This is a genomic window from Acinetobacter sp. 231_lipA, assembly GCF_058243005.1.
On record NZ_JBZAYU010000001.1, the window covers coordinates 636,480 to 657,213 of the forward strand.

18 protein-coding genes are annotated in these 20,734 nt (G+C 43.5%); 5 read left to right on the forward strand and 13 right to left on the reverse strand.

The genetic code is table 11. The annotated features are described in order from the left end of the window. Positions 1-42: 42 nt before the first annotated feature. From AC4CUX_RS03230 to rluB, 5 genes are all read left to right on the forward strand, one after another. On the forward strand, positions 43-660 hold the full coding sequence (locus AC4CUX_RS03230) for an L-threonylcarbamoyladenylate synthase (protein WP_004695345.1): 618 nt from the start codon (positions 43-45) through the stop codon (positions 658-660). Between the two features lie 54 nt (positions 661-714). After that, positions 715-981, forward strand: coding sequence for a hypothetical protein (locus tag AC4CUX_RS03235; RefSeq protein ID WP_279739255.1), 267 nt, complete (start codon positions 715-717; stop codon positions 979-981). Positions 982-1,430: 449 nt separating this feature from the next. After that, the gene (locus tag AC4CUX_RS03240; RefSeq protein ID WP_262471376.1) at positions 1,431-2,225 is read left to right on the forward strand and encodes a segregation and condensation protein A; all 795 of its coding nucleotides are present in this window, start codon (positions 1,431-1,433) and stop codon (positions 2,223-2,225) included. After that, complete coding sequence (scpB, locus tag AC4CUX_RS03245) at positions 2,225-2,812, forward strand: SMC-Scp complex subunit ScpB (protein ID WP_010327370.1); 588 nt, start codon at positions 2,225-2,227, stop codon at positions 2,810-2,812. The genes AC4CUX_RS03240 and scpB overlap by 1 nt, the downstream gene beginning before the upstream one ends. 41 nt (positions 2,813-2,853) lie before the next feature. Beyond that, entirely contained in the window at positions 2,854-3,960 is a 1,107-nt protein-coding gene (rluB, locus tag AC4CUX_RS03250; protein WP_490792179.1) for a 23S rRNA pseudouridine(2605) synthase RluB, read from the forward strand. A 128-nt stretch (positions 3,961-4,088) separates the two neighbouring features. Here rluB and tnpC read toward each other — a convergent pair whose 3' ends face one another. The 13 genes from tnpC to bioA all read right to left on the reverse strand — a co-directional run bounded on the left by tnpC (position 4,089) and on the right by bioA (position 20,667). Further along, a complete protein-coding gene (tnpC, locus tag AC4CUX_RS03255) occupies positions 4,089-5,693 on the reverse strand; it encodes an IS66 family transposase (protein WP_205667426.1) in 1,605 nt (534 codons plus the stop codon). 74 nt (positions 5,694-5,767) lie between these two features. Beyond that, positions 5,768-6,103, reverse strand: coding sequence for an IS66 family insertion sequence element accessory protein TnpB (tnpB, locus tag AC4CUX_RS03260; protein WP_004684362.1), 336 nt, complete (start codon positions 6,101-6,103; stop codon positions 5,768-5,770). Continuing rightward, on the reverse strand, positions 6,100-6,483 hold the full coding sequence (locus tag AC4CUX_RS03265) for a transposase (RefSeq protein ID WP_490792180.1): 384 nt from the start codon (positions 6,481-6,483) through the stop codon (positions 6,100-6,102). The genes tnpB and AC4CUX_RS03265 overlap by 4 nt, the downstream gene beginning before the upstream one ends. Before the next feature lie 161 nt (positions 6,484-6,644). Beyond that, entirely contained in the window at positions 6,645-8,375 is a 1,731-nt protein-coding gene (locus tag AC4CUX_RS03270; protein WP_490747459.1) for an ABC transporter ATP-binding protein, read from the reverse strand. 10 nt (positions 8,376-8,385) lie between these two features. Next, a complete protein-coding gene (locus tag AC4CUX_RS03275; RefSeq protein ID WP_436905672.1) occupies positions 8,386-9,531 on the reverse strand; it encodes an ABC transporter permease in 1,146 nt (381 codons plus the stop codon). 7 nt (positions 9,532-9,538) lie between these two features. Next, positions 9,539-10,477 carry an ABC transporter permease gene (locus AC4CUX_RS03280; protein ID WP_490747458.1) on the reverse strand — a complete coding sequence of 313 codons (939 nt, stop codon included), beginning with the start codon at positions 10,475-10,477 and terminating at the stop codon, positions 9,539-9,541. Positions 10,478-10,488: 11 nt separating this feature from the next. Next, a complete protein-coding gene (locus tag AC4CUX_RS03285; protein WP_490748059.1) occupies positions 10,489-12,504 on the reverse strand; it encodes a M3 family metallopeptidase in 2,016 nt (671 codons plus the stop codon). A gap of 24 nt (positions 12,505-12,528) precedes the next feature. Further along, the gene (locus tag AC4CUX_RS03290; protein WP_436905670.1) at positions 12,529-14,337 is read right to left on the reverse strand and encodes an ABC transporter substrate-binding protein; all 1,809 of its coding nucleotides are present in this window, start codon (positions 14,335-14,337) and stop codon (positions 12,529-12,531) included. A gap of 13 nt (positions 14,338-14,350) precedes the next feature. Next, positions 14,351-16,138 (reverse strand): ABC transporter substrate-binding protein, encoded by a 1,788-nt coding sequence (locus AC4CUX_RS03295; protein ID WP_490792181.1) that lies wholly within the window; start codon positions 16,136-16,138, stop codon positions 14,351-14,353. 627 nt (positions 16,139-16,765) lie between these two features. Continuing rightward, on the reverse strand, positions 16,766-17,410 hold the full coding sequence (gene bioD, locus AC4CUX_RS03300; protein ID WP_168158223.1) for a dethiobiotin synthase: 645 nt from the start codon (positions 17,408-17,410) through the stop codon (positions 16,766-16,768). Beyond that, a complete protein-coding gene (bioC, locus tag AC4CUX_RS03305; protein ID WP_490747457.1) occupies positions 17,407-18,186 on the reverse strand; it encodes a malonyl-ACP O-methyltransferase BioC in 780 nt (259 codons plus the stop codon). Before bioC ends, bioD begins: the two co-directional genes overlap by 4 nt. Positions 18,187-18,193: 7 nt before the next feature. Then, entirely contained in the window at positions 18,194-19,351 is a 1,158-nt protein-coding gene (locus AC4CUX_RS03310) for an 8-amino-7-oxononanoate synthase (RefSeq protein WP_490747456.1), read from the reverse strand. Then, positions 19,348-20,667 (reverse strand): adenosylmethionine--8-amino-7-oxononanoate transaminase, encoded by a 1,320-nt coding sequence (bioA, locus tag AC4CUX_RS03315; protein WP_490747455.1) that lies wholly within the window; start codon positions 20,665-20,667, stop codon positions 19,348-19,350. The genes AC4CUX_RS03310 and bioA overlap by 4 nt, the downstream gene beginning before the upstream one ends. Between the last annotated feature and the right edge of the window lie 67 nt (positions 20,668-20,734).

Below are 20,734 nucleotides of genomic sequence, written 5' to 3' on the forward strand. Positions count from 1 at the left end.
AAAGCGCGATAATGTTGAAAAAACCATCAGGAGATAAAAACGATGCTTCATTTAAGAGTCCATCCTGATAACCCTCAAGCACGCTCAATCAGCCAAGCAGTAGAACGGATTCGCGCAGGCGATGTGGTGGTGTATCCGACCGATGCCGCTTATGCCATTGGCTGCCAGATTGGGAATAAAAATGCCATGGAGCGGATTGCTCAAATTCGCGGCCTTGGGGCCAAACATCAATATGCCATCATTTGCGCGGATCTGTCCGATATTGCCACTTATGCCAAAGTGGACAATGCTATGTATCGTTTACTGAAAAATAATACACCAGCCGTGACGACGTTCATTTTGCCTGCAACCAGTGAAGTGCCTAAACGCTTGATGCATCCGAAGAAAAAAACTATTGGTTTACGTATTCCAAGTAACCCAGTGTGCCAAATGTTACTCAAAGAGTTAGGCGAGCCGCTACTAACCAGTACATTAATCCTGCCGAATCAAGAAGAACCGCTGGATGATCCCTATGACATTGAAATGCAACTGTCAAAACGAATTGATGTGTTTATCGACAGCGGGCTGGGCACATTAAGCACCACCAGTATTGTCGATTTATCAGGTGATCACCCTGAAGTGATTCGCCGTGGACTTGGTGATGTCAGCGCATTTGAGTGATGCGCTGCATTTATTCGCTAGGGAAACTAAATCTCACATTCTCAAGAGATCAACATGACCCTGTTTACGGTTTTGCTCAATCTGAATCAATTTCCCGAGCAACATAGTTTATATGTGCAGCGTCCTTGGACGCTTGAGTCCGAGACTTTGGTGCAAAGCCCGAGTTCAATCAACTGCATTATGCGGGAAGAGAATCTGTACAGCTATTTCCTCCCGATCTCGACCATCCAACAATATTTCAAATTCCTCGAACCCAAAAATCTCTGCCTACAAGACAGCTGTCAGCGCATCATTGAATTTGCGCTACAAGCACCTGAGTAAATCTTTTCTTTGGCGTCAACTGACATTAACTTGAGCTTCAGCTACTCTCTTCACTCATTCAAACCATTTATAAAATTAAAGCGTTGTCCATCACTACTCTAATCTCAATAAATCTGTATCACCCATCTACCTATCTGTAGCAAATCGATTATTTTGCAAACTACAGGACTAGGCCCTAAGTGTGCCAAGTTCTCTCAAACCCACCCCATTTCTGCAAATTTAGCTACGACATCAGTGGATAAAAGGCATCACACAAATAAATACTCTCTATTTATTTGCAGCTTTTTTTGTTATTTGGTCGGTGAAATCATGTATTCACACCGCAATTTGTTTTACACTAAGCGCTATTAAAATTATGTATTTTTTAAATCACCTCTACTTTTTCTCCTAAGTACTGATTCGAAAAAACATAATCATGCCTTTGAAAATTCGCGTGGCCAATAACTGTAATGAATCAATCCGTCCATAATGCCATGGAAGATCTTCCACAAATCCGTGTTATGGATGAGTGGCATGATTCCATCCCCGAGGATTTATATATTCCTCCTGCTGCATTTGAAATTCTTTTAGAGCATTTTGAAGGGCCACTCGACTTTCTGATTTACCTGATTCAAAAAAATGGCTTCGACTTATTACAGTTAGATATTGCCCCGATTGCAGCGCAATACCTGTCTTATATGGATGCCATGAAGTCGCTGAACATTGAGCTGACAGCAGATTATATGGTGATGGCCGCGTTATTGGCTGATTTAAAGTCACGGTTGCTATTGCCAAAAGCACCCAATACAATCCAAATTGAAAAAGACCCAAAACAAGAGCTGATTGACCGTTTAGAAACTTATCTCCGGATTAAACAAGCGGCTGAACGCTTGGGGCAAATGCCTATATTAGAGCGAGACACCTTCTCAACCAATGTCAGCTTAGGCCAAACTCTAGATAATAATGACGGTCATAATGTGCAACAGCTACGTGATGCACTGTTCTGTGTATTTAACCGACCTGAGCCGATCACCCATCAAATTGCACAAGAACCTGTTTTACTTGAAGAGCGCATGGCTTTTATTGAAAGCAAAGTCGCTTCAGGTGAAGTTTTAGTTTTTGAATCTTTGCTGCGTCCCATTCAAGGACGTATGGGCATGGTCGTGACGTTTATGGCCATTTTAGAGTTAACCCGTCAGCAACGTATTCAAATTGTGAGTTCAGGTATTGAAGCACCGCTTTCGATACAAGGAGTCAAAAAATAATGTTAGAACAAACCGCTCCTGTAACGAACGAAGATAACTTGCATGAAGTACTGATGCAGTTAGAAGCGATTATTTTTGCCAGTGATGCGCCTGTTTCACTTGCACGATTGAAAGAATCGTTCCAAAATCAATATAGCAAACAAGATTTACGCCAGTTTTTACAACAACTTGCCATGCTACAACATGGTCGTTCGATCGAACTGATTGAAACTGCTCAAGGTTTTCGTTTTCAGGTTCGAGCAAAATACCGTCAAATCGTTGCACAAACGTGGCCAGAGCGACCAACTCGCCTCTCGCCATCGCTACTCGAAATGTTGGCCGTGGTTGCCTATCATCAACCCGTCACTCGAGCAGATATAGAACAAATTCGAGGAGTCTCAAATAACAGTCAACTGTTACGCACGTTATTTGATTGGAACTGGATTAAAGAGTCCGGTTTTCGTGAACTCCCAGGAAGACCTGCGTTGTTAGTTACGACGCCCCAATTTTTAAATGCATTTGGCCTAAATTCTTTAGGTCAGTTGCCTCCCCTGCAGGATGCCAAGGAAGCTTTTATGGCGCTCGATGCGAATGCACCGAAGTCGTAAATAGGTGAACTGTTGATGATAATTTCTAAGGTTATGCTGTCATGAGTGAAAAGTTGCAAAAGGTACTCGCACGAGTTGGTTTGGGTTCTCGCCGTTATATGGAAGAAGTCATTGCCGCTGGTCGTGTGAGTGTCAACGGCCAAGTTGCCCAAGTAGGCGAACGTATTGAACCAGGTGATGAGCTTCGCATCGATGGTCGTAAAGTATCGTTCCAAATTGAAGATGAAATTCGTCGTCGTGTTCTGATTTACTATAAACCAGAAGGCGAAATTTGTTCACGTAGTGATCCTGAGTCACGTCCAACTGTATTTGAGCAATTGCCTGCAATCGCGAATGATCGTTGGGTAATGGTCGGTCGTCTGGATATTAACTCAACAGGTTTACTACTATTTACAAACGATGGTGAGTTGGCGAATCGCTTGATGCACCCATCAAACGAAGTTGAACGTGAGTATGCTGTACGTGTTATGGGTGAAGTGACGCCTCAAATTAAGAACAACATGCTCAAAGGTGTGGTGTTAGATGATGGCCCAGCAAAGTTTGAGTCATTCTCTGAAATTGGCGGTGAAGGGATTAACCGTTGGTATCAAGTGGTGGTAAAAGAAGGTCGTAACCGCGAAGTACGTCGTATTTTTGAATCGCAAGGTTTAAAAGTCAGCCGTCTACTCCGTACACGTTATGGCACGGTTATTTTACCGCGTGAATTACGTACGGGGCGTTGGATGGAGTTGGACAAAAACGACATCGACAACTTAACCAAAGCGGTTGAGCTAAAGCCGCGCCAAGGCACTGGTTTATACGGCATGGCAAAACGTCGTACTGAACGTATGCAAGAAAAACCAATGGCTGCGCGTCGTGGTGGTTTCTTACGCCAACAGCGCCGTGACAATGAAGATGAAGGCCAACAACAAGCGAAGCCAGCTTTCAATCGTGAACGCCGTGAAAATCCAAATGGACATAGCCAACGTCGTCAGGACAATGCACAAACTGGTTATGGTCAACATGAACCACGCCAAAACTCAGGCTATGCACAACGTGACAGCCGTCCAGAGAACTTTGGCAACAAAGGCACCTATGGTCAACGCGACGCGCGTGATGAAAATGCGCCACGTAAACCTTTTGGAAATAAAAGCTTTAAGAAGTTTTAATTTTTAAAGTCCAAATTTGAGCCACTTTCGAGTGGCTCTTTTTATATGTGTTTACACTGCACAATAAGCCCTCTTTCTGTTCTAGATCAGAAAAAATGTAAGCGTCCGCTGAACCCCATGTCTATTTTTTAATTTGAGTTGGATTTCCAGCGGTGTGGTAGCAATTCTTCTATTTGGGTCACTTTATGGGTCGGCAATCTTTTCAGCACATCACTTAAATAGGCATACGGATCCAGCCCATTCAGCTTTGCTGACTGGATTAAAGTCATGATGTTTGCCGCTCGCTGACCACTACGCAGCGAACCTGCAAATAACCAGTTCTTACGTCCCAACGCCCAAGGCCGCACCTGGTTTTCCACCCAATTATTGCAAATCGGTAGATTGCCATCATCCAGATAGCGGCTTAAAGCTGGCCAACGCTTCAGAGTGTAATTGATGGCCTTGGCGGTTGGAGAACTCGATGGCACCGTCAGTTGATGCTGGTTGAGCCATTCATACAGTTGTTGCATCACCGGTTGACTATGCTGTTGTCGGTATTCGCGGCGCTGTTCTGCTGTACCATCGGTCTTTCTCCTGAGTTCTGCTTCTATGGCATACAGTTTCTGAATCAGCACTAAGGCCTGTTCAGCGACCTGACTTTTCTTGGTCACATGCAGTTCATGGAATTTACGACGAGCATGCGCCATGCAGCCCACCTCAATGACTTGGCCTGATTTAAAGCGTGCTTTATAACCACTGTAATCATCACAGACCAGATGGCCCTGCCAGTCTTTCAGGAACGCTTCAGCATGCTGGCCTGAACGACTATCCTGAAAGTCATAAATCACGGCTTGAATTGGATTATATTGGGTTGTTGCATAGGCCCAGACATAACCTTTCTTCGGTTTTTTCTCATCATCACTCATCCGCATGATGGTGACCGGCGTTTCATCAGCATGGATCACCCGCTGTTGCAGCACCACCTCTTTTAAAGCATTGGCCAGAGGTTCCAGTTCTACACCGCAGCGACCTATCCAGTCAGATAAAGTTGATCTAGAAAGCTCGATTCCCGCCCGCTGATAGATCAGACGTTGACGGTACAGCGGTAAATGATCTGCGTATTTCGAGACCAACACATGGCTCAGTAGTTCAGGACTGGCAATACCTTTATCAATCACATAGGCGGGCATCGCTTGCTGAGTCAGGGTGTCACACTGATCACAGACCCATTTGCCACGCACATGCTGTTCCTTATAGAACTGTGCCGGTCTGAAATGTAGTTTTTCACTGATATCTTCGCCGATACGACGCAAGGTGCAGCCACAAGCACATTGGGTTGATGTTGGTTCATGCTCGATACGGATGGTGTGTAGATGATCGGGCAGCAGTCGACGTTTAGGTTTGTTGACTGTGGCTTTGTGTGTCGCTGCATCAGTTTTATCTGCATTCAGCCGTTCCAGTTCCAGATCAACAGCGGCAATATCTTCTTCGACCGCTTCATCCCACAGATGGATTTGTTTTGCGGTGAGATGTTCGTTTTTACTGCCAAATTTGTGCTGTTTAAATAGTGCGAGCTCATGCTCGTATTTTTGCGTGAGAATGGAAAGATGTTGAACTTTGGCATCCAATTGCTGGTTTGATTTTTCTAATTCTTGATTTGATTGTGCCAAAGACTGATGCTGCATTGCCAACTGCCGGGTAAATTCCAGCAGTTGTTCATGGGTCAGTTGGCTTAAATCAGGCAGTGTATTCATGACCGCAGTATGCCTGAGGTCATGAGAAGAATGAAATAGAACGTTTGGAGAATAGCAGAATGGACCAAGCTAGTTTAGAGCATTGTGACCACTTGCTGTCGTCCAATGCGCTGCCAAGGCAAACCCTGGATCAGTGCCTGTAACTGTTCTGGACTGAGTGCAAGGGTTTCACCCTGATGAACTTTAGCCCAGTGAAATTTGCCCTGTTCCAACCGCCGAGAACACAGCCAGATCCCCAGTCCATCATGTACCAGCACTTTCATGCGATGGCCACGTTTATTACAGAACAGGTAAGCACAATGCGGTTTGATGTAGCCAAAGGCTCTCACCACCTGAGCCATGGCCGTATCCATACCTGCACGCATGTCCATGGGCTGGGTAGACAACCAGATTTCATCGATACGGATCATGTTGTAAGTGCCTTGAGTAATTCTGCTAAAGCAGATATTTCTGATACTTGCCATTTCAAGCCAATTTCTGCTTTTGAGTGGGGTAAAGTAATTTGAACCGTTAACATGCCAGTAGGGATAGGATCTAATGGTGCGGAGCAAGATAAGGCAATAAATGCAGGTTTATTCGGTAGGGGTGAGCGATCATTCCCTGGCTTAGCATCAATTAAGCGAATCCATTTGGATACAAGATGTGTATTCAATCCATGTTGCAAAGCGACCGAAGCAATTGAAACCTCCGATGCTTTACACGCCTGAACGATCTGCTGTTTAAATTCAGCACTATATGTTCTTCGTATTATCGTAAGAGATGCGATGGATGTCTGATTATTTGTAGTCATAAATTTAAGTTCCCACTTGTTTTTAAGTGAGGACTAAATTAAGGCTTATAGGACGAATTCATAAGATGTGTTCAGCGGACGCTTACGAAAAAACTGCAAGCTCCTTATAAAAAACGCCCAACTTATTGAGCGTTTTTATTCCCCCGCCAACAGCAGCCCATTCATGCCACACTTTGCGGAATGGCGCTAAGTAAGCGTTTAGTATATTCGTGCTGTGGAGACTGGTACAAATCATCTGAATTGGCTATTTCCACCAAATCACCATGATTCATGACCATGATTTGATCTGAAATATATTTCACCACTGATAAATCATGTGAAATAAAGATATAACTCAGTCCAAATTCATCCTGTAAATCTTGCAGCAAATTCAGTACTTGGGCTTGTACCGAAACATCCAACGCTGAAACAGACTCATCACAAATCAAAATTTCAGGTTTTAAAGTTAGGCAGCGCGCAATCGCAATACGTTGACGCTGTCCGCCTGAAAACTCGTGTGGATAACGATAAAAAGCCTGTGCAGGTAAGCTCACACGCTCCAACAGTTCCAAAGCCATCTGTTTACGTTCAGCATCATTCGCGCCGATCCCATGCACTTGCATCGGCTCCATTAAAATCTGCCCGACGGTAAAACGTGGATTGAGTGATGCATAGGGATTTTGGAAAATAATTTGAATCTTGCGTTGATACCGAGCAAACTCTTTTTCTGACATGGCCAAAATATCTTGACCTTCAAACAGCACTTTTCCTCCCGTCGCCGCCTTTAAGCGCATCAGCAATAATCCGATGGTGGTTTTCCCTGAACCAGACTCACCCACCAAGCCCAAAGTCTTGCCTTTTGCCAGTTGGAAACTCACGCCTTTGACCGCTTGAAACTCCTCTTTGCCGAATAATCCTTTACGACTATAAAATGACTTTTTAAGGTCTCGCACATCTAAAATGATCTCTTCTTGGCCAGTTAAGCCGCGAGATCTTTGTTGAAGTGACTCGACATCGATGGTATGCGTTTCAATATAGTCATCACCCTTTTGCTGCATGAAATCACTGATCATGGGCAAACGCATGGGACGTTTGGACAATTGTGGACGGCAGTGTAACAACGCTTTGGTATAGACATCTTGAGGGCGTTCAAGCACATCTTTAACCCTGCCTTGTTCACGAATTTGACCATGCCGCATTACGATTACCTGATCGGCAATTTCCCCGACCAAAGCCAAATCATGGGTAATAAACAGCATCGACATTTGATGCTTCTTCCGCAACGACTCCAGCAAATCTAAAATTTGCTTTTGAATGGTGACATCCAGCGCTGTTGTCGGTTCATCAGCAATCAATAGTTTGGGTTTACACGCAATTGCCATAGCAATCATGACGCGCTGCTGCTGCCCACCCGACAACTGCCCCGGATAAGCATCAATATTGGTTTCAGGAGATGGAATCCCAACTTCTATCAAGAGTTCCAAAGCACGTACACGCGCCTGCTTACGACTCATGCCCAAATGTAACTGCAAAATTTCTGCAATTTGTGAACCTACCGTAAACACAGGATTTAAGGATGACATCGGCTCTTGAAAAATCATGGCAATATCTTTACCGCACTTTTTCCGCATTTCACGACGCGTTAAATCGAGTAGGTTTTGCCCCTCAAACAGAATTTTACTGTCCGAAGCAATTTGACTGCTTTCTGTAGGTAATAGCCCCATGGTTGCTAGCGATGTGACCGACTTCCCACTACCTGACTCCCCAACCAAGGCCACAGTGGTATTCACTGGAATACTAAAACTGATGCCTTTGACTGTTTCAATGTACTGCTTTTCTTCATTTTTAAAGCTGACACGCAAGTTTTCCACCTGAAGTAAGGCTGGCGCTGTCATATGATTAAGTTCAGACATTCTCATGCTCCTATTTCAGTTTCGGGTCTAATGCATCTCGCAGTGCATCGGTAAACATTGAAAATGCAGTGACCAGAACCGCCATTGCTACCGAAGCGGTCGCTAACTGCCACCACTTGCCTAAAATCAGTTCACTTTGCGCTTCATTCAACATACTGCCCCATGACACCACACCAACAGGGACACCAAAACCTAGGAAGCTCAAAATCACTTCTGACTTAATAAAGGCCACCACTAAAATTGACATTTGAACCAGTGCAATATGACTGACATTGGGAAATATATGCACAAAGATACGTCGGCCATGACTCACTCCAATCGCTTTTGCCGCCAGCACATATTCCCGCGAAGTATGCTTCATATATTCGGCACGAATTAAACGATATACTCCCGTCCACCCCGTTAAACCCAAAATCAAAACAATCGATAAAACGCCTTTTTGTTGTAGTACTGCGGCAATCGCTAAAACCAAGAGCAAATAAGGAATCGAAGTGAAAATGTTATAAAACCAGTTCAAGACATCATCGACCCAGCCACCAAAGTAGCCCGAAATTGCACCTAGAACGGTACCAATCACCACAGCAAGAAAAGCTGCGACTAAGCCAACAATAATTGATGTTTCTGCACCTTTAATGGTTTTCAGTAAAACACTTTGTCCCCATTTGTCGGCACCTAAAATCAGGCTTTGCTTGAGTTCCGCTTGTTGATCTAGTAAATGACCATCCAGCGCTTGGTCAATCGCTTTCATATCTTCGGCTAAAGGATCAACAACCCCATAATAATCAATTGCACCACCCACACCTTGTTCAGCAGCAATTTCTGCATTGAGCTCACGAATGACATCTTTTAAAGGATCAACAGGGTTTTCAGGCACAGCCGCTTCGACTTTTTGTGCTTCACTTTGCGTAGCAGGTATCGCTGCTGCACCGATAAACGTAGGCGGTGCATAACTCACCGCAACTTCTTTATTCCAGTCTTTTGCAATCAATCCTGTGGATGACAAAATTAACAGCACCAAATAAAACAGTACGATTAGGAGTGAAAACATCGCGATTCGATCGCGTTTTAAACGGCGCATGGCGAGTTGCCATAGCCCTGTAGATGCTGTTGTAGGTTCAGCAGTATCTGGTTTTCTTTTAGTGAGAACACTGAGCATAATTCACCTACTTCAACTGTACACGTGGATCGACCCATTTATAAATCAAATCGGCAATCAAGTTGAAAAACATCGTTGCGAGGGCAACGTACACGGTAATGGCTTTAATTACGGGAAAATCACTACGCTCTACCGCAATAATTACTTCACGACCAATGCCCGGAATACCAAAGAAACGCTCAATCAAAAATGCACCAATCAACAAAGCAGGTAAACTTGCCATCACGTCTGTAATAATCGGGATTGAGGCATTACGTAGCACATGCACGCCTAAAATGCGCCGTTCACCCATCCCTTTGGCACGTGCAGTACGAACATAGTCTTGATTGACTTCATCCAAAACAAAACTACGATACAACCGTAAAGTCGGGGCAATACTGACCACTAACATGATCAGAATAGGTAATAAAGTATACTTAAACAGGTTCTCACTAAAGCTATCGCTCCAGCCTTGTACTGGAAACCAGCTCAGCTGATAGGCAAAGACATACTGAAAAACAATGATATACACCAAGATACTGATCGACATGCCAATCGTACACAGCATCATCACCATACGATCCGTTAAACTGCCACGCACCGCTGCCACCGCCAAAGCCAAAATAATAGAAATAATGGTTTGTAAGATCGTCAGTGGAATGAGCAAAGTCAGTGAAGGCCCAAGTCGTGTCATGATGATTTGCGATACTGACTCCCCTGTACTCCAACTCAGCCCATAATCAAAAGTCAGAATCTGTTTGATGAAAATCCACAGTTGCACATAATAGGGCTGATCGACCCCAAGCTGCTGTCGGATATTTTCAATCTGTTCAGGGTTCGACATTTTCCCTGCCAAAATATAGGCAGGATCACCACCGACCCAGTTAAACAAGAAGAAAATCAGCAAAACCACCCCAAGCATGGTCGGGATCATTTGCCAAATTCGACGAATAATATATGCCAGCATAAAAATGCCCCTTATTTCACCCGTTGACCGGTAATTTCATCGAAAAAGGCTTTGTTATCAGGTTCACGACCCAAAAAGTCTTTGACCAATGCTTTGGCAGGTTTTTGACCACCTTGGGACAAAATGGTTTGACGATAGTGCTGCCCCACTTCAGGGTTATTTAAGTTATCACCAAAGGCTGAAAGCATGTCCAACGCCATCACTTCTGACCACATATAGCCGTAATAACCGACTTGATAACCACCCATGATGTGACCAAACTGCCCCGGAAACTCGGTGGTTGGAACATAGCCCAAGGCCGTTTCCCCTTCCATTTTTTCCCAAACCTTTAAGGGCTGAACCTCTCGTGCATCACTACCATGTAGCGCCATGTCATACTGTGCATACAACGTCTGACGTGCATAATGCAAACCACGCCCATAACTATGCACGGCATTGAGTTTGGCAATCAACGCATCATCCACGCGTGGGCAGTCAGGTTTGCAGTAGTCTGCCACCTTTGACAAAGTCTCTTTGCGTCGAGCCCATTCTTCATACATTTGTGACGGTGCTTCGACAAAGTCTCGCTCAACCGAAGTTCCTGACTGAGATGAAAAACGTGTGTTAGATAAAATGCCATGCAGCGCATGACCAAACTCATGTACAAAAGTTTCTAACTCATCGCTATTTAAACCATTGCGGTTAAAGTTAGTGACCAGTGCTGAAATCGGTTTGCGTCCAGTTAGGCTACTGCCGCCATAAACACCCCACACAGCAGCATGTCCATATTTACCTTTACGTGGAAATTTATCCATATATAAGCCGCCGAGCAGTTGCCCTGTTTTAGCATCGGTCACATCATAATATTCCACTTCATCTTGCCAAACCTCGACTTTTGCAGGCTTAAACTTGATGCCATACAGGTTTTCAGAAATGGAAAATAGCCAGTCTTGAGAGGCTTGCGTTGGAAAATACTGACGTAGTTGCTCTTGATCGACCTGATACTTGGCTTTGCGTAATTTTTCACTCCAATATGCTTCGCTCCAACGCTCAATACTGGCTTGCTCAACAGGGATATTTAAACTTTGTGCTTTAAACTCACGTAGAGTTTGGACTTCCTTTTTCTCTAGGGGTGCTACGGTAGCATGTACCTCTGCCAAGAATTTATTCACGGTTTCAGGCGTTTTCGCCATCCGGCTTTGCAGTACCCATTCGGCATAACTAGACTTGCCAAACAGTTGTGCTAACTCATAACGTAGGTCCATCGCTTGCTTCAGCAGCGCTAAATTTTTCTCGCCACCACGTCGGGTAAATGCAATTTGATAACGCTTACGTGCGTCATCGTTATCTGCCAACTCCATAAACGGACGATAATCTGGATACTCAAACCCCAGTAGATAATTACCTTTTTCATTTTTCTTTAAGCCGTCGATATAACTTTGTGGCAGGCCTTTTAGCTCATCTGGGCTAAATTCGAGTTTTTCAGGATTATCACGTACATTACGTGCATACTCTTGTTCAACTTTTGCCAATTCATCAAAAATCGCTTTTAAACGTACTTGTTTATCTGCTGAAAGCTGTATCCCTGTTTTTTCAAAACCTTCCAAAATATCTTCACGGAACTTGGCTTCAATCGGATCAGCAATTTTAATTTTCTTAATTTGTTGATATAGCTTTGGATTTTGATACACATCAGTTTGGAATTGGCTAATTTTAATTTCACAGTCTTCAGCCGCTTTACGCAGTGCTTCATCAGGGTCAACATTGCTATACAGACCAATCGGGCCGTAAAAATCTTCAAATGATGCAAAAATACGATCCCATTCAGCCAATACAGGTGCTGCTGCCGTTTCGTTTTTAAGGGGCTTATTTTCAAACGTTTTAAGTTGCTTTTTCACATCCGCAATTTTGGCATTACACATTGCAGGGATGTCTTTGGCTTGAAAGCTGGGTAATGTTTGGCGCGGTGCTGTTTCCGCCAAAGCCATCTGACTCATCCCTAGGCCCAACATGCACAATGCAGTGAATTTAAAATGTTGCTTTTTCATCATGACTCCAGTTTTGTTTAATTTCTATTTCTTCAAATCAATATCGATATACATCCACTCTGCAGGCAGTATGGGATGCTTTTTAAAACCAATTACACGCGGTTGTGCCAAGATATTTCGATAACGCGCACCAATCACCTGCACAGGCATATACACCTCTAGCAGACGCGACATTTTGGCGTAGATTGCATCGCGCTCTGGGCTTGGTGTCATCTTTTGGGCTTGTTCATATAGGCGGTCATATTCAGGAATTTTGACGCAGCCATTGTTGGTAATCTTGATGTTTTTGCCATAAAACAGCTGCATAAAGTTATCTGCATCTGGGTAGTCTGCAATCCATGCTGATGCTTTAAACATGGTTTTACATTGTTTTTCTAATTTCAAAGCTTCAGCAAAAGGCATCGACTTGGTGGTCATTTTGATTTTAATGCTGTCTAAGGTTTTCTTCCAAAACTCGGCCTGTTGTTGACTGCGTAAATTATTGCCCGAAAGCGTCATCTCAATCACCAAAGGTTTCCCATTCGGCTGAGTACGCCAACCATCCGCAGCGACTTTATAGTGATAACGATCTAACAATAAATTTGCCGCTTTGACTGAGTAAGGAATACTGCTTCGATAATTGGGATCATAGCCCACCACACCACTTGGAATCGGTGCTTGCAGTTTTTGCGAATCGCCTTTTTGTAAAATATTGATGTAGTTATCGGCTGAAAACGCCATCGCCATGGCACGGCGCAGAACAATTTTATCTTTACTCAAACCACCAACTACTGGGTTTTGCATGTTCCAATAATGATAGTCAATAGAGGGATCGGTGATCCGTGACAGCTGTACACCTTTCTTGATCAATTCCGGTTTTAGTTTTCCATCTTGCAAGGCTTGAACCGTCAACTCACCATCCAAAGCAAACAAATCCACTTCATCTTTAATAAAGGACAACCAGCGTGATTGCCCCTCTTCCATAATCTGAATATCAATCTCGCCAATTTGTGGCATCTTTTTGCCTTGCATGGCTTTAACGATCTTTTGGTCCTCAGGCATACTGGCTTTAAAGTTCCAAACAAAACTTCGGAAATCAGGATTGGCCTTTAAAATGATCCGCGAACCCGGTGTCCAACGACTGAGCATATACGGCCCCGTTCCTATTGGATGCCCCATAACAAAACCCGCTTTGTCACGATATTTTTCGATGACTTCCCGTGCAACTGCACCTGCAGGCTGATGCGCAAGTAGCATTGGAAAGTTCTGATCTGGGCTGGTCAGGCGAATAACCAAGGTATAACGGTCTGGTGTTTGTAAACCAGCGACAGATTGGTCGTAATTGAATTTTCCCGTTTTCTGCGCTTGTTTCAGCAAAGCCTCCATCCCTAAGATTCGCCCATCAAGCAGCCAACTGTTGGGTGAATGCAAACTCGGATCCAGTAAACGCTTAAAGGTATACACATAATCAGCCGAGGTCAGCTCACGCTTTTTACCTTTAAACACTGGGTCTGCAGCAAAATAAATCCCCTTTTGCAAACGAATGGTATAGGTCAATCCATCCGCGCTCACCTCGGGTAAAGCCACAGCTGTTCGTGGTACCAATTTCGCAGGTGAGGCCAAATAATCATAGGTAAACAACGTTTCAAAAATCGAACCGTTAACATGGGCGGAGTACAAGTCATGCACGCCCGCAGGGTCAAAGCCTGTTTCAGCCACAGGAAAAACATAACGTAAAACTTTTTTCGGGTCGGCAGGACTTTGCGCAAAACTGGAAACTGAACTACTCAGCAGAATGCTGCCTGCCAAAATTCCCAAACCCCATCGTTTCAATTTCTGATTTAGATCTCTCATTGTGTTCTACATCTCAATTATTTTTTATAGGCTGAATATCAAGATATTGCCAATTGGTATTCATCATCGGATGTGCTTTAAAACCCTGAACTTGTGGATGTAACAACCAATTTCGAATGCGACTGTTATGAATAATCCATGGATTATCGGCTTCAATTTGACGACTGAGTTTTTCATAAAACGGCAAACGCTGAGGCGGTGGTAAAGCCATCGCTTGTGTATAAAGTGCATCATAGGCTTTGGACTGGTAGCAACTGAGATTACCCTGTGCCGAATTGGGCCCATACAGCAGTTGGGCAAAGTTTTCCCCTTCAGGATAATCGGCAATCCAAGCCCCGCCCCAAATCATATATTTACATTGCATCGCTGCTTTTAAATTGTCAGCAAAGTTACTCACCACAAAGTCGGCACGCAGACCAATCGCATCTAAATTTTTCTTCCATAGTTCAGACTGAATCACGGAACTGGAACTGTTTTCAGTCATAAACTTAAGCGTTAGAGGCTGACCATTCGGTAGCCGACGGTAACCATCTCCCCCCTTTTTATAACCGAAACGATCCAGTAATTTATTCGCCAAGAGTGGGTTATAGGCCACGCTACTTCGGTAGTTGGGATTAAAGCCTTGTACCCCCTCAGGCACCAACATCTCCGACTTCACCGCCTGCCCTTTATACAGTTGTTTAATGGCTTCTGCTTGGTTATAAGCTAGACTAATCGCACGTCTTAATGCAACTTTTTCAAGCCCAAAACCGCCCACTGTAGGATCTTGCATATTAAACATGGTATAGGTGATTTCAGCGTCTTTATTGGGGAAATGTTGAATGCCTTGCTTGACCAGTTCAGGTTTGAGTTGTTTGCCATTTAATGCCCGTGGTACCGCATTGGAAGTCAGTTTGTCAAAATCGAGTTGGCCTGATTTGAACGCGAGCCAGCGTGATTGTTCTTCTTCAATAATACTGACGCTGACTTTGCCAATTTTCGGCATTTTTTTGCCTTGCATTTCTTTAACCAGACGGTTGTCCCAACTCGAACCTGTAGATTTAAAGTTCCATGTAAAACCACGATATTTCGGGTTGGCCACCAGTTCAATACGACTCCGCGGTACATATTTGCTCAGTTGATAAGGCCCTGTCCCCACGGGATGTTGCGCGATTCGATCCCCATAAAACTCCACCACTTCCCGCGCTGTTCCGCTAAATGTGGCATAAGCCAAGATATACGGGAAATTATAGTCAGGACGGGTTAATGTGATTTGTAGTGTGTATTTATCGAGGGCTTTTAAACCCGGAATCGCGGCATCATAATTAAACTGGCCTGTTTTCTTGGCTTGAGCAACAGCAGCATCGCCACCGACAATTTTGCCTTCAATAAATGAATAGGTCGGTGAGCGGTTTTTCGGGTCCATAATCCGCATCATGGAATAAATATAATCCTGCGCCACCAACTCTCGCGGCTTGCCTTTGAAGGCCGCATCATTGCTAAAATAAATATTGGGCTGAATTTTAAAGATATAGACTTTGCCCTCTTGTTCTATTTTTGGCATCGCCACTGCTGTATTTGGAACCAATTGAGCGGGGCGCGCCAAATAATCGTATTTTAAAAGTGGTTCAAAAATGGCTTGGGCAATACTACCACTATAAAAATTATAGGTTTTAACCGTATCAAAACCATCATCAGGCGCTTCATAAGCGATATTTAATACTTTGTTTGGATCTGCAGGCGACTTTGCATAGGCAGAAAAGCCAAAACCCATCGCAAGGGATAAAGCAGCAAGCTTCAGTTTTTTTGAATTCAAGTTCATACCTATACACATCTTTTTTTTAAGCAAGGTGATCTCATGCCATCCATGTTCAATGTCAGTGTTTTATTTTTCAGACAACACTAACAAAAACTTAAAACATAAACCCATGTTTTATAAATTAAATTTTAATTATCAAAATTTAAAAAACGGTCATGGGCAAATATTCACCTCAGCAACAAAGCGAATATCATGCCACGCCTATTTTTTTCTAATTCCTTAGGATGTTGTACCATAAGTCGAAAAATGTTCCATCCCATTTATACGACCCAGCTTCAGATATAACTTAGGTAAATCATCGATTTCTTTTAGCATAATGGCCGTAGACAGCAATTTAAACCTGTTCTTTATTCACACCAGATAATGAACGTGATGCCATACAACTATCCCTCTGTCATTGCGCACAGTATCGTTTTACTTCTTTGATGTCATTTGAATTATTTTTCTAGTCGATATTCATAAAAAGTATTTTCACCACATCAAAAACTTCATTTTACTTTGAGCGAAGTTCGGCTTGAAACTTTCCAAAATTTAACAACAACTCATCCTCCAAATGCAGCATGATCATGCACGCTTTGGAAGAGGATGAGTTTTATTCTTTTTCACATGTAAACAATAAAAGTAAAAAGATTACTTCAATACGGGGATGTCGATCCACAATGCTTGCGGAAAATGTGTCGCCAAATAAGCTTTTAAATAGGTCGCCGTGTCTTTAGAAATGAGTTCATCTTGTGACTCATCATTTAAGTTATAGGCTAAAGCATAAAGCTCTAAACCACGGCTTTTCAGTGCTTCTAAACTTAAAATAGTATGGTTAATACTGCCCAAACGTCCCGAACTTACCAAAATGACAGGCAGTTGCTTGGCTGCAATATAGTCAATGCTAAGCAAATCTGTGGTTAAAGGCACCATTAAACCACCCGCACCTTCTAACAACACCACCTCATATTTTTCAGCCAGCTGCTGAGTAGCACGCTCGATTTTTGCAAAATCAATCTCACGACCATCAATTTTAGTCGCCAAATGTGGCGATGCAGGATAACTAAAAATTTCAGGCATGGTCAGCTTACTGTCATCTTCAGGAAACCAGCCCATACCCATAATTTTACGGTGCTGTTCAATGTCTTCAGAAACATCAACATTGCCCGTTTGCACTAGCTTTTGGGTAATGGTTTTTTGGCCTTGCTCATTCCAAAGCTTGGCTAAGTAGCCCGTGGTATAGGTTTTCCCAATGCCTGTATCGATTCCACTGATAAAGTAAACTGATCCAGTCATGGCATTCTCCGTGCAATACAATAAATAGGGTGATAACTTAGGCGATAATGAATCTGACCTGATGTATCGAGTTGTGAAAATTGTTGATAATCTTGATAAAAGCGTTCAAGGGAGTGCTTGGTCCAACGGAAGTTAGAGGCAGTTGCCGTAACCCCTGTGGCTTTTAAGTGTTGTAGTATCTGTTTCGGTGTCGCAAAGTCTAAGTACTCAATTTGTTCAGACAAATGCAGAACTTCAAAGCCTTGATTTTGCAATTTTTCCCGTAGTTGATCGAGGTTTATATAATCTAAACCTTGCCCCGTTAAGGTCTTAATCTCTTGTAAATTCCGCTCACCAAAAGTGGAAAAACAAAACAGCCCTTGTGGAAGCAGACTGTCATTCGCTTTCTGAAAAACAGCATCAAGATTCGTCATCCACTGCAGTGCAGAGGTCGATACGATCAGTTCTAAATGAGCTGGAAAAACAAGCTGTTCAATGTCACCTAATAACCAGTCTATATTCGAATAATTCTGAAAGTGCTGCTGCACCTCGGCATATAAGTCATTCAAAAAATAGTGCTGGATTTGGAAATCTTTCAGCAATAAATGGCTTAAATTGCCTGAACCACAGCCAATTTCAAATACCCGCTCAAATTGCGTTTTAGTGGTATAACCTTGTATTAAATCAAAAAGCTGGCGTGCAATTTGCTTTTGCACAACCGCATGCTCACTGTAGCTTTGTCCTGCCTGAGCAAAGCGCAATGCGACTTGTGCTTTATCAATCTCTAAATTCTTCACGACTCACTCACAACAACTGAATCAACTGATCTAAATCAGTATGGCGAACTTGAGCGGTCAAGGAAATACGTAGTCTAGAACTATGCTGCGGCACAGTCGGTGGTCGTACAGGCATAATATAAAAACCCGATTGTTGCAAAGCTTTTGCCTTCTCTACCGTTTTGCTTGAATCCCCGATGATCACAGGGACAATTTGAGACGTTGATGGACAAGCAAAACCTTTGGCCTGAACCGCTTGCTGCAAGGTCTGACTGATACTGTGTAAATGCTGTCGTGCTGTCTTTAACTGCAAGACTTGTTGCAAGATAAAGTTGCTCCACGCCATGCAGATCGGCGGTTGTGCCGTACTAAAAATCAATGGACGCATCGTATTGATCAGATAGTCTCGAATCACAGGATGACAAATCAGATAGCCGCCGATTGAAGCCATAGCCTTACCCAAAGCACCAACCAAAAAGTCAATCTCATCAATCACTTGATATTGCTCGGCACAGCCCAAACCTTGCTCACCACGTACACCGATACCATGTGCTTCGTCGACATAGAGCATGACTTTTTCAAACTGTTTTTTGATGCGGACCAATTCAGCCAAATCGGTTTCGTCACCATCCATACTAAAAATGGACTCCGTCACCACAATGATTCGCTCAAAAGTATCATCGGTATGATAATTGTGTAAAAGTTGAGTCAAATGTGCCAAGTCATTATGGCGATAACGTACCAACTTCGCTGTCGATAAACGAATACCATCAATCATGCTGGCATGGATTAATTTATCAGCCAGAATTAGAGTTTTACTGTCCGCTAACGCAGGTAAAATACCAATATTCATGTGATAGCCACTGTTGAATACCAAAGCCGCTCGACCATGAAAAGCCTGACTTAGGCTGGCCTCAAACTGTTCATATTCTGGAAAATTACCCGTCAATAAACGTGAAGAAGCTGAACTCATCCAGCGCTGTGCGTTCGGTGTTTCATCGAAAAACTGTTCACGTAATTCGATATTTGCAGCCAATCCTAGATAGTCATTCGATGCCAAATTCAACATCTCATGATCATGAATTCGAATCATCCGCCCTTGCTGCACATTGGACGTAAACTGGCGCAAATTGCCTTGCTGTTTAAGTACATCCAGTTGTGCTGCAAAATGTTCTACATGATTCATACAAAAGGCTCCTGCATCTGCACCACCACTTCAACCAATTGCTCAAGCAAGGTCTTGAGTTCCTGTGCGGTAATCACATAAGGGGGCATTACATAAACCAACTTCCCAAACGGTCGCACCCAAATACCACGGCGGACAAACTCCTGTTGTAAGGTCTTCATATCCACATTAAACGTCAGCTCAACCACACCGATGGCCCCCAATACACGAACTTCATGGACATATTCAAGTGACTGCAACGGGGTCAAGGCGGTACGAAGTTGTGTTTCAATGCGTTGAATATTGCTTTGCCAATCTTGTAAAATGAGGAGTTCTGTACTTTTCGCCGCTACTGCACACGCCAAGGGATTGGCCATAAACGTTGGGCCGTGCATAAATACGCCCGCTTCGCCTCGACTGATGGTTTCAGCAATATGCTTTGTGGTTAAGGTTGCTGACAAAGTCATATAGCCGCCTGTTAAACCTTTACCCATACACATAATGTCAGGTTCGACCTGTGCATGCTCCCAAGCAAAAAGTTTCCCCGTACGCCCAAAACCTGTCGCAATTTCATCAAAAATCAGTAAAACACCGTATTTTTCACAGAGCAATTTGGCCTGTCGTAAGTACTCAGGATGATAAAAACGCATCCCTCCTGCACCTTGAACAATCGGCTCAATAATCAGCGCGGCGATACTTTCATGCTGTGCAGCTAAGGTGTTTTCAAGCTCACGAATGTCCTTCTGATCCCATGCTGCATCAAAGGCAACTTGCGGTGCAGGAACAAAAATACGATTGGGTAAGCTTGAGCCAAAAATTTGATGCATCCCTGTGACAGGGTCACAGACCGACATCGCATTCCACGTGTCACCGTGGTAGCCCGAACGCGGGGTGACAAAATTGGTTTTGTCTTGTTTCCCAAGCGAAGTCCAATACTGAACTGCCATTTTTAACGCCACTTCAACCGCAACAGAACCCGAGTCTGCATAGAAAATTTTATCTAAACTTGGCGGGGTGATTTGCAACAGTAATTTGCCCAGTTGAATGGCGGGATCATGGCTAAAGCCACCAAACATAATATGTGACATGTTTTGCAGCTGATCTGTCACGGCCTGATTCAGTTCAGGGTGGTTATAGCCGTGTATAGTGCACCACCACGAAGACATCCCATCAATCAGCTGACGACCATCATCTAACTCAATGGTTGAACCAAAGGCTTTTTTGACTTTAAAAGTGGGGAGTGGATTGGTCATCGAGGTATAAGGATGCCAAATATGTTCCCGATCAAATGCTAAGTCATCCAACTCACCATCCAATTTGGCATTGATCTCAGTCATCCTTAACTCCATATCGTCTACAGTTACAGCAAAATTTCAATTTGACTGATCTTAAACCTGCGCGCAT

Excerpts from the sequence above, each read along its gene's own strand:
- AC4CUX_RS03240 (WP_262471376.1), top strand. The coding sequence starts at position 1,431 with ATGAATCAATCCGTCCATAATGCCATGGAAGATCTTCCACAAATCCGT.
- AC4CUX_RS03230 (WP_004695345.1), top strand. The coding sequence starts at position 43 with ATGCTTCATTTAAGAGTCCATCCTGATAACCCTCAAGCACGCTCAATC.
- rluB (WP_490792179.1), top strand. The coding sequence starts at position 2,854 with ATGAGTGAAAAGTTGCAAAAGGTACTCGCACGAGTTGGTTTGGGTTCT.
- AC4CUX_RS03280 (WP_490747458.1), bottom strand. The coding sequence starts at position 10,477 with ATGCTGGCATATATTATTCGTCGAATTTGGCAAATGATCCCGACCATG.
- tnpB (WP_004684362.1), bottom strand. The coding sequence starts at position 6,103 with ATGATCCGTATCGATGAAATCTGGTTGTCTACCCAGCCCATGGACATG.
- AC4CUX_RS03275 (WP_436905672.1), bottom strand. The coding sequence starts at position 9,531 with ATGCTCAGTGTTCTCACTAAAAGAAAACCAGATACTGCTGAACCTACA.
- bioA (WP_490747455.1), bottom strand. The coding sequence starts at position 20,667 with ATGACTGAGATCAATGCCAAATTGGATGGTGAGTTGGATGACTTAGCA.
- AC4CUX_RS03295 (WP_490792181.1), bottom strand. The coding sequence starts at position 16,138 with ATGAACTTGAATTCAAAAAAACTGAAGCTTGCTGCTTTATCCCTTGCG.
- AC4CUX_RS03290 (WP_436905670.1), bottom strand. The coding sequence starts at position 14,337 with ATGAGAGATCTAAATCAGAAATTGAAACGATGGGGTTTGGGAATTTTG.
- AC4CUX_RS03235 (WP_279739255.1), top strand. The coding sequence starts at position 715 with ATGACCCTGTTTACGGTTTTGCTCAATCTGAATCAATTTCCCGAGCAA.
- scpB (WP_010327370.1), top strand. The coding sequence starts at position 2,225 with ATGTTAGAACAAACCGCTCCTGTAACGAACGAAGATAACTTGCATGAA.
- AC4CUX_RS03270 (WP_490747459.1), bottom strand. The coding sequence starts at position 8,375 with ATGTCTGAACTTAATCATATGACAGCGCCAGCCTTACTTCAGGTGGAA.
- AC4CUX_RS03310 (WP_490747456.1), bottom strand. The coding sequence starts at position 19,351 with ATGAATCATGTAGAACATTTTGCAGCACAACTGGATGTACTTAAACAG.
- AC4CUX_RS03265 (WP_490792180.1), bottom strand. The coding sequence starts at position 6,483 with ATGACTACAAATAATCAGACATCCATCGCATCTCTTACGATAATACGA.
- bioD (WP_168158223.1), bottom strand. The coding sequence starts at position 17,410 with ATGACTGGATCAGTTTACTTTATCAGTGGAATCGATACAGGCATTGGG.
- AC4CUX_RS03285 (WP_490748059.1), bottom strand. The coding sequence starts at position 12,504 with ATGAAAAAGCAACATTTTAAATTCACTGCATTGTGCATGTTGGGCCTA.
- tnpC (WP_205667426.1), bottom strand. The coding sequence starts at position 5,693 with ATGAATACACTGCCTGATTTAAGCCAACTGACCCATGAACAACTGCTG.